Here is a 15,674-nt window from a genome sequence, read left to right on the forward strand (position 1 = left end):
TCCTCTCCGAGTGTTTTTAGCCGCGGGCTCACATGAAGTGAGTCATGCAACCGTTGCCGCAGGACGCGGCGTACTTAGGCTGCCTGGAACGAAGGTACACTGGCTGGTGTTTCAATACTCTTTGTGTGAGTAGCAGTATGAGCATACCGCGTGAACTTTTATGACAGGTAGTGTTTCATGCAATACTTAATTATCTGCAATGGCCAAGATTCTCGTGGTGAATACATTTGTATAGTTGAGAAACGAAAACACACCTACTAAACTCGCACTCTGCCAAAAAGCAGCATGACATACATTCTCCAACAAAAGCGTAGGCGCAACTGCGGGGTCGGCCGTTGCTAAGCGAACAGCGAAGGATTCGCTTTGCCGTATTTCTGTGTTCTTTACAGAAATTAAGGCAATGATGCATGCTCTTCGCCAGTAGGCTCATAGCGTAAGGCAATCCCCCAGCGCCGAAGCAGTTTTAAAATGCAAACGCACACTTCATTAAAAGACTCTGCAAAGTCGAGCAACGAAACCCGCATCTACTAAATCTACAACATATCAAAAAGCTGCATGTCCTGCATTCCACATAACAGCGGAAACGCCACTATGGAGTAGCTATGAGCGCGGACGCCGGTTCAATGATCAAGGCGGGTTGCGGTATGATCACGCGGCCGGACCGAATGATCACGTGGCCGGTGTGTATGAGCGGCCGGGGCCGGACTATGAGCACTTGAGCAGATACGATGATCATCCGCGAAGTTTCGCTGGTTCTAGCATACCATTTTAACGAAAAACAAAAAAGACTGTCCTGAGCCATGGTCTCAGGACAGCCTTCTATTTGCTGCTCACGAATCTAATTATCCGTTTACAACGTCTTTTCCTTTGTAGTGTCCGCATGATTTGCAAACGTGGTGTGCCAATTTCATTTCGCCACAGTTGTCGCAAGTATTCATACCTGGCGCTTCAATTTTGAAATGAGTTCGACGCATATTTTTCTTCGTTTTAGAAGTTCTTCTCTTTGGTACTGCCATTTTTGGGCACCTCCTTATAAGGGTTTACTCTTTATCGGTTTCAAAAAAATTAGCCAATCCCGCTAAGCGAGGATCCACTTTTTCTTCTGCTTCCTGCAGACGCAGCGTTTCCAACTCTTCATCGGTTGTATAGGACCAGCCTTTACCTTCCATCTCCCGCACATCATCCGCTGATTCGCAGAATACTTGCAGAGGAATTTCCAATAAAAGAAGTTCTTCCAATACAGGAATAAAATCGATCATATCCCCTTCAGCCGGATGAATTTCATCATCTTGCTGCAGCGTCTCTTCATCCCAGCTGAATTGCTCAACTGATTCTATGGAGAACGGATACTCGACGTCTTCCCACGTACGTGCACAAGGCAGAGTCATCGAACCTTCTAGCCTAAGCCGGCATGTTAACTTTTTCTCACCAATTGAACATGTTCCGCTTACTCGAACAGGCTTAATATCCCTAATTTCTTCATTCCGTTTTTTAACGGAATCCAAATTTACTGCTTCGTCAAGCAATAGCGGGCCTTGCCTATGTTTCCGTAATTGATGAATGGACCATTTCATGTCTATCACCTCAAGACAACAATGTTGATTATAGTATTTAAAATAAGGGATGTCAAGATATTTTCTTGTCACTCCAACAAGCTTAACGTTATAATTCACTATACACTAGCATAGAGGAGGATTCCATTGATTGCAACCGGAATTACAGTTGAATATAATCCCTTTCATAACGGGCATCTTTTTCATTTACAGGAAGCGAAAAGACAAACTGAAGCGGATGTGATTATCGCTGTCATGAGCGGACAGTTTCTGCAGCGCGGAGAGCCTGCGATCACAGATAAATGGACACGCACCAGGATGGCTCTTGCCGGCGGCGCGGATGTGGTCATTGAGCTGCCCTATGCGTTCGCAACGGCACATGCTCCACAATTCGCAAAAGGCGCCATCCAGCTTCTCGATGCGGCCGGCTGCAATTATTTCTGCTTCGGCAGCGAGCAGGGATCCATTGCTCCATTTATCAGCAGCTTAGATGTAATTTCACAGCATCGACAAATTTATGAACAAACGATTAAAGAGGCAATGAAGGAAGGCTTGAGCTATCCGAACGCATTGCGGACAGGCTATGAAGCAATTTCCTCCGATAGTGCCGCTGAATTAGCGGATTTATCCGAGCCGAATAATATTTTAGGTTTTCAATATATGCAGGCGGCAAAGGACATTCATTCCTCCATGGTACCTGTGACAATTGAGCGGACCGGAACGCATTATCATGATACGGAATTACCGGACCACTCGATCGCGAGCGCGACCAGTATCCGAAAATCTATTTTTTCTTGCCATGATGATGAAATTCAATCGTTTATGCCGTCTGCTTCTTTTCTTTTATTGAATGACTGGCAGGAACAGTTCGAATTTCAGAGCTGGGACAAGTTTTATCCGCTCCTGCGGTATACGATTCTGCGGGAAGAACCCGGGCGTCTGAGTGAAATTGCGGATATTGCGGAAGGTATCGAATTCGCGTTTTTCAAAGCCGCGAAAGAGCAGCCGACGTTTCAAAGCTTCATGCAGGCAGTCAAATCAAAGCGCTATACGTGGACACGGATTCAGCGGATGCTCGTCCACATCCTGACTGGCTGCCGCGCATCAACTAGAGATAACATTACAGAACCCGGGTATCTTCGGCTTCTCGGGATGTCCCGGGAGGGCAGGAAGTATTTGCAGACTGCGAAAAAAAAGCTAGAGCTGCCGCTGGTCAGCAGGGCAGCTTCTCTGTCCGATCCTTCGCTCGAACTGGATATTAAAAGTACGGATATTTATATGTGCGGTGTCCGGCCGGATGCATCAATGTCGGGACTGGATTACCGCACGCCTCCAATCCTGCTGTAGAACAGCTGTCACTTTTCTTCCAGCTGTTCCAGATAACTAAGCGCGTCGTCCACCGTTTTCACCGGTACAACTTTCATGTCAGTGCCGATCTTTTCCGCAGTCTCTCTGGCTTCTTCATAATTCGAGACCAGCTGTGGATTTTTCGCTTTCACTTCATCCGGCAGTTCATCGTCAGGCGCAAAAAATATTTCAATATCCTGGCGGTCCGCCGCGATGACTTTGAAATCAATGCCGCCGATTCTTCCTACAGAACCGTCCTCCAGCATTTCACCTGTTCCTGCAATATTATATCCTTTCGTCAAATCTACTTCTGTCAGCCGGTTGATCAGCTCCAAAGTAAACATCAGACCCGCTGAAGGTCCTCCGATGTCTTCGGTATGGATATCGACTTCAGGCTTCGTTTCAATATCAATCTGCTCCTCAAAATGAATACCGAGCCCTATGCGCTGTTCTTCACCGGGCAGCTTTTTCAGTTCTAACGGAATCGTCAGCATCTGTTTCCCCCGGCTGACACGAAGACTTAACAGGTCGCCTTCTTTCTTACTGCTGATCAAGTCAATGAACTCGTTGGCTGAAGACAGCTTCTCATCGTCAATGGACTGGATCAGGTCACCTGTTAACAGTTTCCCCGCAGCTGTTCCTTCCGGCAGTACGTTGGCTACGTATACCCCTCTGAATACTCTTTCAATCGGTTTTCCAGTCTTATCAAACGCCACCGAAATAGCATGCATTTTCGAATCCGCCATCAGCTTTTTCTGACGGATGGAATATTCCTCGTCACTTTCACCGTGCCTTCTCACATTTGCAGCAGGCAGCAGCTTCATTTTATCCGACACATGCGAAAACGCGTACGTTACAGGCGTCGCTTTTCCGATCGCAATCGTCATCAGACTAAATGTTCCTCTTTCATTTTGGTCGCCGCCGTCCACATCCACGAGCGGAGCCAGATCATATGCTCCGCCGGGTCTTGAAATATACATATCTAACGGAAAAAGTCCGAGAACCGCTATCAGTATAAGGATGACAGCCACTATTCCCCACTTGCGCATTTTCATTACAGCATCCCTCCATTAATAGCCTGTACGAATTTAACATATATATTACGGTAGATTCCATTTCAGTTCAAAAAACAGGAAGGAGAGACGCTAATGGAAAGTCTTCAGCCGGCCCGTCAACGACTTCCATGATCAACGTCACCGTCATCTGGGCATTGATCATCCTCTTTATCATTCAGCCTGAAGTCGCGCATGAAGGAGCCGTCTCAGGTGCACAGCTGTTCATTCATGCGCTGCTGCCGTATTTACTGCCTTATATCATTTTGACACAATGGCTGTTAAAAATGCCCGGTCAACAATCGGCAAGCCAGTGGAAAAGATACATAAAGGCATATGTACTTGGTTCTTTCGGGGGTTTCCCGGTTGGTGCCGTGACTGTCAGTGAAATGAAGAAAAACGGTGAAATTTCTACTGCCGAAAGCAGTCTGCTTCTCGCTTCCTGTCATGCGCCCGGCCCTATGTTCATCATCGGTTTCGTAGGAAATGAACTGCTTGGCAGTGTGGTAAACGGCTGGAAACTGCTGCTTGCCATTCATTTAGCAAACATTGTTTTTTTCCTGATGATGATGTGGCTTCTTCGAAAGCAGCGAATAGAGCACGTGATTCCTCCAGCAGTAAAAGATGAGCAGCAAAATCCATCACCTTTACTCAGTTCAATCAAAGACAGCTCATCCGTCATTTTATTGGTTGCGACGACGGTCATTTTCTTTTCTTCAATGGGTAATGTGCTGTCAAGTTTGATTTCCACTGTGTTCCCGGTTGATATGGGCGGCACCAAAACCATATTATTGGCCATTTTTGAAATGACATCCGGCGTCCAGTCTGCCACCGAGCATTTCAGCGGTGACAGTTTTTACCCGCTTCTGATTGCAGCTATAATTTCTTTAAACGGCATGAGCATCCACATGCAAGTCATGACGATCGCGAAGAGCGCGGGTATACGAATACTCCCGTACGTTATCGGAAGAGCCTGGAACACCCTTCTCGTGCCTCTGCTGTTCTTTTGGATGTACTGATATGAAAAATGGTTATGATGAGTTTTCATCATAACCATTCTTCTATTATTTACTGAATTTCCGAATCAATGCATCATTGACATGCGCAGGCACAAGACTGGATACGTCTCCGCCATACTGCACCACTTCTTTGACGATGCTTGAACTCAGGAATGAATAATTACTTTTCGTCATGACGAAGAATGTTTCGATGCTTTCATCAAGCACACGGTTCATTGAAGTAATCTGCATTTCATACTCAAAATCCGAAATCGCGCGCAATCCCCTTACAATGACAGACGCATTAATTTTATGCGCATAGTCAATCAAAAGACCCGATGAAGAATCTATTGTCACGTTGTCGTACTGTGACGTCACTTCATGAATGAGGGCAATCCGTTCCTCCACAGTGAACAGGGGTTTCTTCGATGAGTTATTCATCACCGCTACATGCACTTGCGGAAATGTTTTCGCCGCTCTTTGTATTATATCTAAATGTCCATTCGTCACCGGATCAAAACTGCCCGGCACGATTGCGATTTTTGACATGCCATTATCCTCTTTTCTCATATATAGTAATGGCTGTGCTGCCGTAGACAGTCGAGCTGACTTTGCTGAAATCACCATACTGCCCGGGCAGTTCAGTGGCTTTCTCATGTTCGCAGACAACTGTTGCGTCTTCCGCCAATATATTCAATTCAGCCATTTCATTTACCAGTTCATAATAATCCACTGAAGCATAGGGCGGATCTACAAATAATAAATCTACCGTCACATGATTTTTCTGCAGAACGGCGGCAGCCTGACGTGCATCTTTTCTTTCAATATGTAATTGGTTTTCCATCCGGCATTTTTCCGAATTCGCCTTGATGATAGCACAGGCTTTCGGGTTTTTCTCAAAGACATACGCCTGCTCCATCCCCCGTGACAGTGCTTCAATGGCAATGGAGCCGCTGCCGCCGAAAAGCTCGACGACAATCCCTCCATCATAATACGGTCCGATCTTATTAAATACCGACTCTTTTACTTTGTCAGATGTCGGGCGCGTTGACGTGCCCGGAAGTGATTTTAACGGCGTGCCTTTTCTCGAACCGGAAATGACTCTCACTCTTTTTCCATCTCCTTCATCAGACTTTCAATTTGCTGTACATCAACGGCGTCATCGGATTTCTCAATTAATACCAGAAAGATCCTTCTGAGCCACACTTCATCAAAATACAATTTATTATTGATCGTCAAATACGGTTTTTCTTTGTAATCATATTTCCGCTCATTCATGACGTAGAAAGGCTCAATCTTCGAAAAACGGTAATTGCGCTTAGGACTTTCAATATAAATCGACTGTTCATTCGAAGTAATTTTATATCCCATTCCTGTTAGCAACTCATTGGCAGGATAATAGCTCTTTCCGTCTTTCACGACGACTTTCGCTTCTTTCAGCTCTCCTCCGTCCAGCAGCAGCTTGCGGGAGTCTAATAATAAGAATGGATAGCTGTACTCCTGTTCGTGCATGGTCTTTCGGAAATACTGCGAATCTAACTTCATCACATCTTTCAGATCGGCATCCAATTGCTCAGCTGCCAGAGGCTGTCCCATCTGACTGCGCACTTTCTTGCGGAAAGCATCATACTGTTCTTCCGTCAGCGCTTCTTTAAAACGGATGAAAGCATTTTGTTCAGCTTTTGTACCAACTGCCTGATCTCCGAGAATCGATGCAAGCATACTGTTCATTGACGGCTCGTCCGCCGGGATGATAAACCGGGACTGCACACTCATTCTCGCGACTTGCTTCTGCACCCGGTCCATGTTCTCCGGCTTTTCCGTAACAAACCGCTGCGCATATAACGAACGGTTGCCGGATGATAAGAGAACACTGACATGATCTCCGCCGATTTCCTCCAGCATCTTTTCCATCTTGTCAATTTGCTTTTTATCTATACCTTCACCGTATAATGTTAATTTATTGGAAGAGTAGGCCATCGGTATTTCCTGCGGCTGCCAATAAAGCTCATTGACGAACCCGACACCGCGGTACAGCCGGTACGTGATGCGCTCTTTATCAGCGATACCGACACGCTCGAGACCGTTCACCCACATGCCTCCTATATTCTGCTCATCGGTCATATGGAAGACGGTTGTCAGAGGCTTGGCGTCCTGCAGCAGAACAAAAGGTCTTTTAAATAACTTGCGGCCTGCCAGCTTTTCGGTTTTAGGAATTTTATACGTGATCGACTGCTGATCTTGTTCCCCTTCATCGAAAGCGATGCCCGATTCATTAAAGCGTGAGCAGGAAGCAGATTCTTTCGTCAGACAGTCGTGCTCCACACTTCCTTCCGGCCAGATAATTTCATATCTTCCCGTAGCCAGGTCATAAAAATGATGCTTGACATACAAACCGTCTGCCCGGTTAATGACTTCAATTTCCTGGCGGTACGTATCAGGCTGATCTTTGTCGCCGTTCGCAGTGGCTGACTGGCTGTAATGCAGATAAAGAAGGCCCCCGTTCACTGCAGCCAGCAGAAACAAAATCCTCAAGATAGTTTTCAAAGTACAACACCTCATCACATGGTATGATGGATAAGATCCATTTTCAAGACAATAATTATATAAGCAATCCGCCTTTTGATTGCTGAAAGGAAGAGCTAATTTATGATTCAACAGCGCTTTATTGAACTCGGTGAAGGATATGGCGACATTTATGAACTGCTTGAATTAATGTCGACAAATTCCAATAGATTGTACAAGTCCTATATCTTTTCTTCAAAAAAAGGTTCAGCGGAACATCTGTCGTTTGCGGTTTCATTTGAACCTGCATTCAGTGACAGCCAGTTCATGCCAATCTATGTTTGCCGAGAAGGTATTAAACAATCCGCGGATAAACCTTCCAAACGCGTCAGTTTATTCACGGAAAAAGCTGAATCTATGAACAGCAAGCCGGTGCGTGTTGAAGTAAAACATTCATCTGAGTTTGCGGAAAAAGATTTATTTTATCAATATATCACCGGTGTTCTGCGTTTAAATCATTTGCTGCCGCCGCTGCGTTAAGAATAAGTTCGATTACAGACCCGTTTTGTAATCATATTCTTTTGCTTTATCCGGCTTGGCATTTTCATATACGGTGCTGACAAATGGACGCTGGGAAGTCAAAACTTTTTTGACTGCAGATAAGCGTTCGAGCTTGCTGACCGTGCCTTCCACTTCATCCCGGTCGCAATACAGCACGACATATTTCATTTTCTTGGAAATATAATGGACATGCCCAAACTTGCGCAGTGATTTTGCTTGTTTTAAATGATGGAGATAGACAATTATTCCTTGCCGATCAATCATATTTCTCCCCCTCTTTCTTACTTCATACAATACCATAGGTGAGAAAAGTCCCGCAACCTTACATATCGGAGGTTTGGATGTTCTCTTCATTCTATTATTGCACTGGATCCGCAGAATAGGTTACACTATGTTAGATATAGAAGTCCATTCGGTGCAAACTGAGTGTGAAAAATAGTGAAGTCCGACTGACTACTGAGGAGGTTTTAGAGTGGGGAGGAAAACCAAAGTTGCTTTAACTGTTGGAGCTGCAAGTGTTGCTGCCTGGGCTGCTTCGAAAGTGGTTGTGAAACCGGAGCCGCGCGCAGAAAAGAAAGCGCTTCAATTTTCTGAAATTGCAGTATTAGCCGAAATGGATATTGCCGAAGACCCTTCCGTCCATTCGCTCACAGCATATACTAAGACAGCCGATTTGGGCGTACACGGTTTTGTCGTAGATATCCGGCTGACCAAAGATGAAGAAATTATCATAGCTCCAGACATGTTGCCGACCGGAGCTATTGCAGACTATACGCTGGCGGAATTAAAAAATGACTATCCATCTTCTTCTGATCAAACGAAGACAGCGGCCAAAGAGGATCCGACCTTAATTTTACCACTGCGTGATCTATTAAAAACGTTCCCTCAGCTGCTGATCGTCATTTCTATGGGAGATTCCCCCGACACGTACGAAGGCAGCTTGATCCCTTCGAAGCTGTGGCGGCTGCTCAAGGAAATGGACGCGGCTGAACGAGTTGTTGTCACGAGCACGTACGATGAACAGATCGACCGCTTTAATTTATATGCACAAAATTCTGTCGCGCTCGGTGCCGGCAGCGAAGAGATCAAGAAAGCGTATGTCGCATACACAAGCAAGTTCGGCCACTTGTACAGACCAAATGCTGACTTATTCTGCCTTCCTGAAAAAATTGGAGTGTTCCCTCTTGCATCAGACGGATTCGTCCAATTTCTGCAGCAATTAAACATCAACGTATTTTACGAGATGTCCGACACGACTGACCTGCAGAAGCTGTCAAAGTTAGAATTCAGCGGTTTTATTACGAAGAAGCCTAAAGATGTTTTAGCATATTTCAACGAGAATTAAAGATTTCCAACATGGAGCTGTTTCTGTTTCGTTGCTCGACTTTGCAGGTGGTTTGAACGAAATGTGTGTTTGAAGTTTAAAACCGCTTCGGCGCTGGGGGATTGACTTACGCTGTGAGCCTACTGGCAAAGATCACGCCAGTTGTCTCACAGCAACGGCTAATTCCGCAGTTGCGCCTTCGCTGGCGAGGAGAATGTATGACATGCCGCTTTTAACATAGTACAAGTTGAGTTGGTATTTTTTAGTTGCTCGACCTTGCAAACGCATTGATCACAAGAATCTCAGCGCTTGTGGAATACTAAGCATTGCATGAACATCATACCTACTATAGTAGACTCAAAAAGTATGCTCATACTGCCACTCACACAAAAAATATTAAAAACCAAGCCAGTGTACCGGAGTGGAAGGCGGCGACTCTGGGAGGATCAGCCCGACAGGTGAGACAACTTGCGGGAGCGAAGCGACCAAGTTGGCTCACCGCGGGCCCTCCAGAACGCGTCCGCCTGGAACGCAGGGAAACGATCTCTCTCCACTTCCCCGCTCTTTCACTTGATTGGCATGCGGCAGAACATCAAGTCGTCACACTGCTTATCCGCAAGAAACGCAGAAACGGTCTCTTTTCTACTTAATAACTCTCATAAGAAAAACCCTGCAAACTTCGCAGGGTTTTTCTTATGAACAAATGCTCAAATCGCTTAGGCCGAGCACGAACAACTGCCGCCTGAGCCGCATCCGCCACCGCAAGAACTGTTGGTGAATGCTCCGTCACCCGCAGGCACCTTCACCGCCGCAGATACCGAACTGCCGATCATAATGCCGATTTCATCCAGCAGCGACTGCACATCATTCTCCGCCAGACGCAGCGCCGCCACCTCATCGCGTAAATCCAAGGCTCTCTTCTGCAAACGAATATCCTTCATAACCGACTTATAATCGGGATGATATCGTCCAAAGCGCTGAACCTCTTCATATTGTTCCTTCACTCTATTAAAATTAATGATCTCTTTCCGCAGATCAGGATCAGAATACACACGGTTGTATGCGTCTTGATAGGTTTTAACAACCTCAGAACGCAGCAGCATATCGGAAAGTTCTTCCGCCATATCGATGACATTCATCCATTCATCCGTCATCATCATAGATTGCCGCACCTCCTATCCCATCCATCATACCAAAAATCGATCCATTCGACTATCCTTTAAGATTCTAAATTCACTTTGTCTTCCTCTGCGAATGCCGATTGCACCTCATTCATATCACAGAAAGATTCAATTCGCGAACCGATCTGCTGTGTTTTTTCATGTCCTTTCCCGGCAATCAACACGATATCTCCCTGTCCGGCCTGCCGGATCGCATACCGGATTGCAAGCTTCCGGTCGAGCAGCACATCGACCGGTACGGTAAAACCGGTAGTCCCGGCCAGGATATCTGTAATAATTGACGAAGGCTCTTCCGAACGCGGGTTATCTGATGTCAAGATGACATGTGCACTATGCTGCGCTGCCACTGCTCCCATCTGCGGCCTTTTCTCATGATCCCGGTCTCCGCCGCAGCCAAATACCGTTACTACCCGGCGGGCTCCATCTTCGGATAAGGTTTCAAGCACAGCCCGTAAAGCATCCGGTGTATGCGCATAGTCTACAAACACGTCCACCCCTCTCTGACTGTACTTTTCCAAACGCCCTTCCGGCAGCTTCAGCACAGCAAGGTTCAAGACCGCATCTTCAAATGAAAAGCCCGCTGCCTGCATCGCACAAACCGCAGCTCTCGCATTCATCTCGTTATGCAGGCCCGGAACATTCACTTTAAATCCATTGATTGTCGTAAGCGTACTGTTTATATGTGTTTCATTGAAATACAGCACGGTTCCTGCCGCTTCCCTGCTCATCTCCGCACATACCGGGTCACTTTCATTGACCACTAATCGTTCCGCCAATGAAACCAGACGTTTCTTCGCATCGATATATGCCTGTTTACCGCCATGTTCGGCGTAGTGATCAATGCCTATATTCAAAAGAATACCGATTGTTATGGAGCAGTGAGCCAGGCGGTTAGAAGAGAGACCGATTGAGGAGGCTTCGAGGATGACATGTGTGACTTGCTGCTCAATACAAGTGCGCAATAGAGGATGCAGCTGCTCTGCCGGCATCGTCGTCAGCGAATCGTCGGGTGTCCCGGTCAGTATGCCGTCTATATAGATTCCTGTCGTCCCGATTACCGCCGCTTTCACTCCTTGGGCCGCCAGCAGCTGTCCGATAAAATGACTGACTGTCGTTTTGCCATTAGTTCCGGTTACTGCGATCACTGTTAATTCAGATGCCGGATTGCCTGCTAATTTCGCGCTTGCGAACGAAATAAACAAAGAGCTGTCGGGAACAACTACTACAGTGACGCCCGCAGGTATGTGCAGATCCGCGTTCACTCGATCCAAAACTATAGTAGTCGCGCCTTTCACAATTGCTTCTTCGATAAATTCCAGTCCATCGCACAACGCGCCTTTTCTGGCGACAAACACGAAATCCTTCTGTACCCGCTTCGAATTTTCCGTAATTCCTCCGACTGTCTGCCGGATTGACCCTTGCAGCAATGTACACGGCCACTCCTTTATCAATTCAGATAAAAGCAAGGTGTCACGCCCTTTCCCGAACATTTTAACTTCAACAGAATATAATGAAACGAAACATAATTTCACTTCATCTTATGAAGCTTGCAAGAAGAATGTCACGAAGAAAGTTGGGATTCTATGATTATCCAGAAATTCGGCGGGGTCGCCATGCAGAATCAGCAACAGCGTGCAAAGTGCATTCAGCACATTAAAGATGGATTATCGAGATATAATTCAGTAGTTGTCGTTGTGTCCGCAATGGGACGCGGCGGGGATGCATACTCAACAGATACTCTGCTGAATGTCACAGATGCGCTCAATCATTCAGGCGAGGCAAAGGACTTGGCGGCTGCCTGCGGAGAGTTAATTTCATCAGCGGTGATGTCAGCCGAGTTATCAAAAGAAGGAATCGACAACACGATCATCTACGGACAAAATACAGGAATCCGGACGCATGGGGAATTTTGCAATGCAATGATCGAAAAAATCAATACCTCTCATATACTTAATACGCTGCAGACACACTCATGCCTCATCGTCCCCGGCTTCCAGGGTATGAACGAGCAGGGACAGTTCATGACACTTGGAAGGGGCGGCAGCGATTTGACAGCTATCGCACTCGCCGCAGCTTTGCAGGCAAGCCATGTGGAGTTTTATAAAGACGTCCCGGCTGTCATGTCCGCAGATCCTCATACGAACTCACAGTACATCCGTTATGATCAATTGTCATTTACAGAGTTTCTTCCTTTATTAGACTGTCAGCATCCGATCATCCAGAAAAAAGCGGCGCTGTACGCAAAAAAAACCGCGACACCTCTTCATATCCGAGGCATCGCGTCTGAAGAGGAAGGCACGTGGATTCTCCCTTAATTATCCAAACCATCCCTTTTTGTCTGCGCAATAAAGGACTGTGTGTAGTATTTATTGTAAACACCAACCCCTGTATGAGTAAAAACAGGATTCAGCAAGATGTCCCGGTGCTTAGGCGAGTTCAGCCAGCCGTGAACTGTTTCAATTGCATCTATATAATTCAATGCCGTATTCTCGCCTGACTTGACCGAAAGAACCTCTGCCGCTTTCAGGCGTTCTGCAAAGTTTTCCGTCGGTTCATCCTCACGTGAACTGTATTTTTGAAAAGTCATTTCTTGGCTATGCTCCCACGACAGCGTAGCCAGTTTTGAATCTTCAATTAAAGTCCTCACGCCATGTTCATCACGAAGCTGATTCGTCAGTTCCACTATTTGCCGTTCCATCGCGCTGTCCACTTCTGTCTGCACAGTAGAGGAAGGCTTTGGCGCTTCAATCATCTCTCCTAAATAAGTCATATCGTAGGGCTGATGTTTTACCAGCGTACTCGGACTGATAAAACGAATCCCTTCCAGCTGCTCATCTACCTGGTCAATATATAATTGAACATATAAGTCCTGATAAGGTATTAAAATTCTATTTTTAATGTCTTCACTATTTAAGGAAAAAGTATACGTATTATCTTTTATGTGCACATCGATTTCTGACTCGATCGGCGTGAAGCGATGAATCTCCTGAACATCCTGGCCGATTGTGAACGGTGCTGTATCTGCTGATATGTCTGCTGTATAAAGCTGAATGACCTTATCTTTCAGCACACCCGCCATAAAGCTCGGTTCCCCTTTATAAATCCACCATTCGTATTGAAAGCTTGACGGTTCGACTCTCGAAGGCTCTCCAAAGTCGTTTATCAGCTTTTCCGCTTTTTGACCGACGTAAAGTGATATTCCTTCTTCCGGTCTCGGCCTGCCCTGCACGTCCATGGTTTCTCCTTTTTCAGGCACGGCAACAGGAGAGCCATGCTGCACAGGCGATTCAAGCGGTTCATTGACACTCACTCTGTCATTCATAAAATAAAACACTCCCATGACCACTACCAGCATCAGAAGTATCTTCCAGCCTGCTCTCCACATGAAATCTCCCTTTCCTTTCTTGTTGCTGTCTCTGTCTTTACTATACCTGTCATACGGCTTTCATACTTTGTACAGAGGTTCTTTTCCTTTATTGTACAGAATAGATTTGCCCCCGTCATTCTTTATCATTACAGAAGGAAGCGTTGACACAATGTTGTCATTGCAAGTGATTTTAATTTGTTCTATGATATAATGGTATAAGTATTCGTTTGGACGAACATGAAGGGGGATTTACAAATGTATATTGAAAATATAGGCATTGACGGCCTTGTATCTGACTTAAAGGTCATGGAAGAAATTATGCTGAAGAACGGCCTGGTTCTTGAAGGTCAATGGGATTACGAGCGCGTCACTTTCGACAAGAAATTTATCATTCGCGAAGGTACATATTATATGCGCATCTTCGGCACATTAGTAGAAGGCGATATCGACGGCAGAAAAGCAACAGTTCGCTTAAAGCAGCCTGTTCTTGGTAAATACTACTATCCTTTCGGCGTAGAATACGGCGAAGAAGAGGATTTCCCGGCCAGCTTAGTGAAAGATTGTGAATTAACAGCAAAAGCAGTCTATGACGAATTAAAGCAATATACAGTGTAACAAAATAAAAAAAGCCGAAGAGCATCATGTTCTTCGGCTTTTTCCTATTATTACGTCTGTTGTTTGGTTATAATAAACTCAGAATGTATGTGGAGGACGATGACTCTTGAAATTGCTGACCAAACGAAATTTGATGATCACATTAAGTATTGCTGTTTTACTGTTAATTATATTTTTTATCCTGCCTGTTTCTATACCAATTATTTTAGCTCTGCTGACTGCGATTTTTTTAGACCCGCTTGTAAAATGGGTCGAGCGAAGGTTTAAATGGAAACGCAAGCTTTCTGTCATTGTCAACTTCATTGTCTTTGTTGGGGTCAGTGTATTTCTTCTCTTTTACACGGTGAATACACTCATTGGAAAAATCGTTCATTTCACCAAAGAAATTCCGAACTACCTGAATTCACTTTCAAGTGTTTGGATCAACACGCAGAGTAAAATATTTCAGTATACGATAGGAATGCCGGAAGACATTATTGCCATGCTCGAGAAAGAATTCAATGAAATTATTGAATCATTCCGTGTTTCACTGATTACACTTCTGAGCTATGATAAGATTCTCGGACTGATTTCGGAAATTCCGAACTTCCTGGTGAGTTTCATTGTCTTCATGATCGCTTTATTCTTGTTCATGCTGGAATTGCCTAACCTGAAGCGCGCATTTTATCGTCATCTGACAGAAACGACCGCACAAAAAGTCCATTATATGATGAGCAAATTAAATAACGTCATCCTGGGATTTGCCAAAGCACAATTATTAGTAAGTCTGATCATTCTGGCCGTTTCATTTATCGGTCTGCTGCTGATTATTCCAAAGTACGCAGTGGTCATGTCTCTCGTGATTTGGATCATCGACATTATACCGATTTTAGGATCCATCATCATCTTGGCGCCATGGTCGATTTATCAATATGTATCCGGAGATATAGCCATGGGTACTAAACTTGCCATCCTGGCCGTAATCCTGCTGATCATCAGACGGACGGTTGAACCGAAAGTGATGGGCTCCCAAATAGGCCTGTCGCCTTTGCCTACATTGATCGCCATGTTTATTGGGTTAAAATTATTCGGCGTGCTGGGCTTTTTCATTGGACCGATGCTCGTCATTCTCTTCAATACCGCAAGAGAAGCGGACATTATTAAACTGAATTTCAAAATATGAAAAAAGGGT

The 15,674-nt window shown here is 45.4% G+C and carries 17 protein-coding genes; 7 read left to right on the forward strand and 10 right to left on the reverse strand.

Features of this window, described 5'->3' with window-relative positions:
• Positions 1–842: 842 nt before the first annotated feature.
• Together rpmF and GDZ68_RS01610 are read right to left on the reverse strand one after the other, a co-directional pair.
• Positions 843–1,016: a 50S ribosomal protein L32 gene (rpmF, locus tag GDZ68_RS01605; protein ID WP_153720521.1), complete on the reverse strand. Its 174-nt coding sequence runs from the start codon at positions 1,014–1,016 to the stop codon at positions 843–845.
• A 24-nt stretch (positions 1,017–1,040) separates the two neighbouring features.
• The gene (locus GDZ68_RS01610; RefSeq protein WP_153720522.1) at positions 1,041–1,574 is read right to left on the reverse strand and encodes a YceD family protein; all 534 of its coding nucleotides are present in this window, start codon (positions 1,572–1,574) and stop codon (positions 1,041–1,043) included.
• Positions 1,575–1,700: 126 nt separating this feature from the next.
• On the opposite strand from GDZ68_RS01610, the gene GDZ68_RS01615 reads away from it, so the two are divergent.
• The gene (locus GDZ68_RS01615) at positions 1,701–2,900 is read left to right on the forward strand and encodes a nucleotidyltransferase (RefSeq protein ID WP_153720523.1); all 1,200 of its coding nucleotides are present in this window, start codon (positions 1,701–1,703) and stop codon (positions 2,898–2,900) included.
• An 8-nt stretch (positions 2,901–2,908) separates the two neighbouring features.
• Here the strand turns inward: GDZ68_RS01615 and GDZ68_RS01620 are convergent, their stop codons facing one another.
• On the reverse strand, positions 2,909–3,955 hold the full coding sequence (locus GDZ68_RS01620) for a SepM family pheromone-processing serine protease (protein WP_153720524.1): 1,047 nt from the start codon (positions 3,953–3,955) through the stop codon (positions 2,909–2,911).
• A gap of 128 nt (positions 3,956–4,083) precedes the next feature.
• Between GDZ68_RS01620 and GDZ68_RS01625 the strand changes: the two genes are divergently transcribed.
• Positions 4,084–4,971 carry a hypothetical protein gene (locus GDZ68_RS01625; RefSeq protein WP_153720525.1) on the forward strand — a complete coding sequence of 296 codons (888 nt, stop codon included), beginning with the start codon at positions 4,084–4,086 and terminating at the stop codon, positions 4,969–4,971.
• Between the two features lie 45 nt (positions 4,972–5,016).
• Here the strand turns inward: GDZ68_RS01625 and coaD are convergent, their stop codons facing one another.
• From coaD to GDZ68_RS01640, 3 genes are read right to left on the reverse strand one after another with little or no spacing between them, the layout of a single operon-like run.
• Entirely contained in the window at positions 5,017–5,499 is a 483-nt protein-coding gene (gene coaD / locus GDZ68_RS01630; RefSeq protein WP_153720526.1) for a pantetheine-phosphate adenylyltransferase, read from the reverse strand.
• Between the two features lie 4 nt (positions 5,500–5,503).
• Positions 5,504–6,058, reverse strand: coding sequence for a 16S rRNA (guanine(966)-N(2))-methyltransferase RsmD (gene rsmD / locus GDZ68_RS01635; RefSeq protein WP_153720527.1), 555 nt, complete (start codon positions 6,056–6,058; stop codon positions 5,504–5,506).
• Entirely contained in the window at positions 6,055–7,497 is a 1,443-nt protein-coding gene (locus GDZ68_RS01640) for a hypothetical protein (RefSeq protein ID WP_153720528.1), read from the reverse strand. The genes rsmD and GDZ68_RS01640 overlap by 4 nt, the downstream gene beginning before the upstream one ends.
• Before the next feature lie 102 nt (positions 7,498–7,599).
• Here GDZ68_RS01640 and GDZ68_RS01645 point away from each other — a divergent pair, with 102 nt between their 5' ends.
• Positions 7,600–7,995 carry a DUF7147 family protein gene (locus tag GDZ68_RS01645; protein ID WP_330583156.1) on the forward strand — a complete coding sequence of 132 codons (396 nt, stop codon included), beginning with the start codon at positions 7,600–7,602 and terminating at the stop codon, positions 7,993–7,995.
• 12 nt (positions 7,996–8,007) lie between these two features.
• Here the strand turns inward: GDZ68_RS01645 and GDZ68_RS01650 are convergent, their stop codons facing one another.
• Complete coding sequence (locus tag GDZ68_RS01650) at positions 8,008–8,280, reverse strand: YlbG family protein (RefSeq protein ID WP_153720529.1); 273 nt, start codon at positions 8,278–8,280, stop codon at positions 8,008–8,010.
• A gap of 208 nt (positions 8,281–8,488) precedes the next feature.
• On the opposite strand from GDZ68_RS01650, the gene GDZ68_RS01655 reads away from it, so the two are divergent.
• Positions 8,489–9,361, forward strand: coding sequence for a PI-PLC domain-containing protein (locus tag GDZ68_RS01655; protein WP_153720530.1), 873 nt, complete (start codon positions 8,489–8,491; stop codon positions 9,359–9,361).
• A 695-nt stretch (positions 9,362–10,056) separates the two neighbouring features.
• On the opposite strand, the gene GDZ68_RS01660 is transcribed toward GDZ68_RS01655, so the two are convergent.
• Entirely contained in the window at positions 10,057–10,500 is a 444-nt protein-coding gene (locus GDZ68_RS01660) for a YlbF family regulator (protein ID WP_153720531.1), read from the reverse strand.
• 59 nt (positions 10,501–10,559) lie between these two features.
• Entirely contained in the window at positions 10,560–12,011 is a 1,452-nt protein-coding gene (locus GDZ68_RS01665; RefSeq protein ID WP_153720532.1) for a UDP-N-acetylmuramoyl-L-alanyl-D-glutamate--2,6-diaminopimelate ligase, read from the reverse strand.
• A gap of 93 nt (positions 12,012–12,104) precedes the next feature.
• Here GDZ68_RS01665 and GDZ68_RS01670 point away from each other — a divergent pair, with 93 nt between their 5' ends.
• The gene (locus GDZ68_RS01670; protein WP_153720533.1) at positions 12,105–12,836 is read left to right on the forward strand and encodes an amino acid kinase family protein; all 732 of its coding nucleotides are present in this window, start codon (positions 12,105–12,107) and stop codon (positions 12,834–12,836) included.
• Here GDZ68_RS01670 and GDZ68_RS01675 read toward each other — a convergent pair.
• The gene (locus GDZ68_RS01675; RefSeq protein WP_194841014.1) at positions 12,833–13,843 is read right to left on the reverse strand and encodes a CAP domain-containing protein; all 1,011 of its coding nucleotides are present in this window, start codon (positions 13,841–13,843) and stop codon (positions 12,833–12,835) included. The two genes, GDZ68_RS01670 and GDZ68_RS01675, sit on opposite strands and share 4 nt — an antisense overlap.
• Before the next feature lie 300 nt (positions 13,844–14,143).
• On the opposite strand from GDZ68_RS01675, the gene GDZ68_RS01680 reads away from it, so the two are divergent.
• Positions 14,144–14,503 (forward strand): YugN family protein, encoded by a 360-nt coding sequence (locus tag GDZ68_RS01680; RefSeq protein ID WP_153720535.1) that lies wholly within the window; start codon positions 14,144–14,146, stop codon positions 14,501–14,503.
• A 106-nt stretch (positions 14,504–14,609) separates the two neighbouring features.
• Complete coding sequence (gene ytvI, locus GDZ68_RS01685; protein ID WP_153720536.1) at positions 14,610–15,665, forward strand: sporulation integral membrane protein YtvI; 1,056 nt, start codon at positions 14,610–14,612, stop codon at positions 15,663–15,665.
• Positions 15,666–15,674: the final 9 nt, after the last annotated feature.

The organism is Sporosarcina cascadiensis (assembly GCF_009650995.1).
GTDB lineage: Bacteria > Bacillota > Bacilli > Bacillales_A > Planococcaceae > Sporosarcina > Sporosarcina cascadiensis.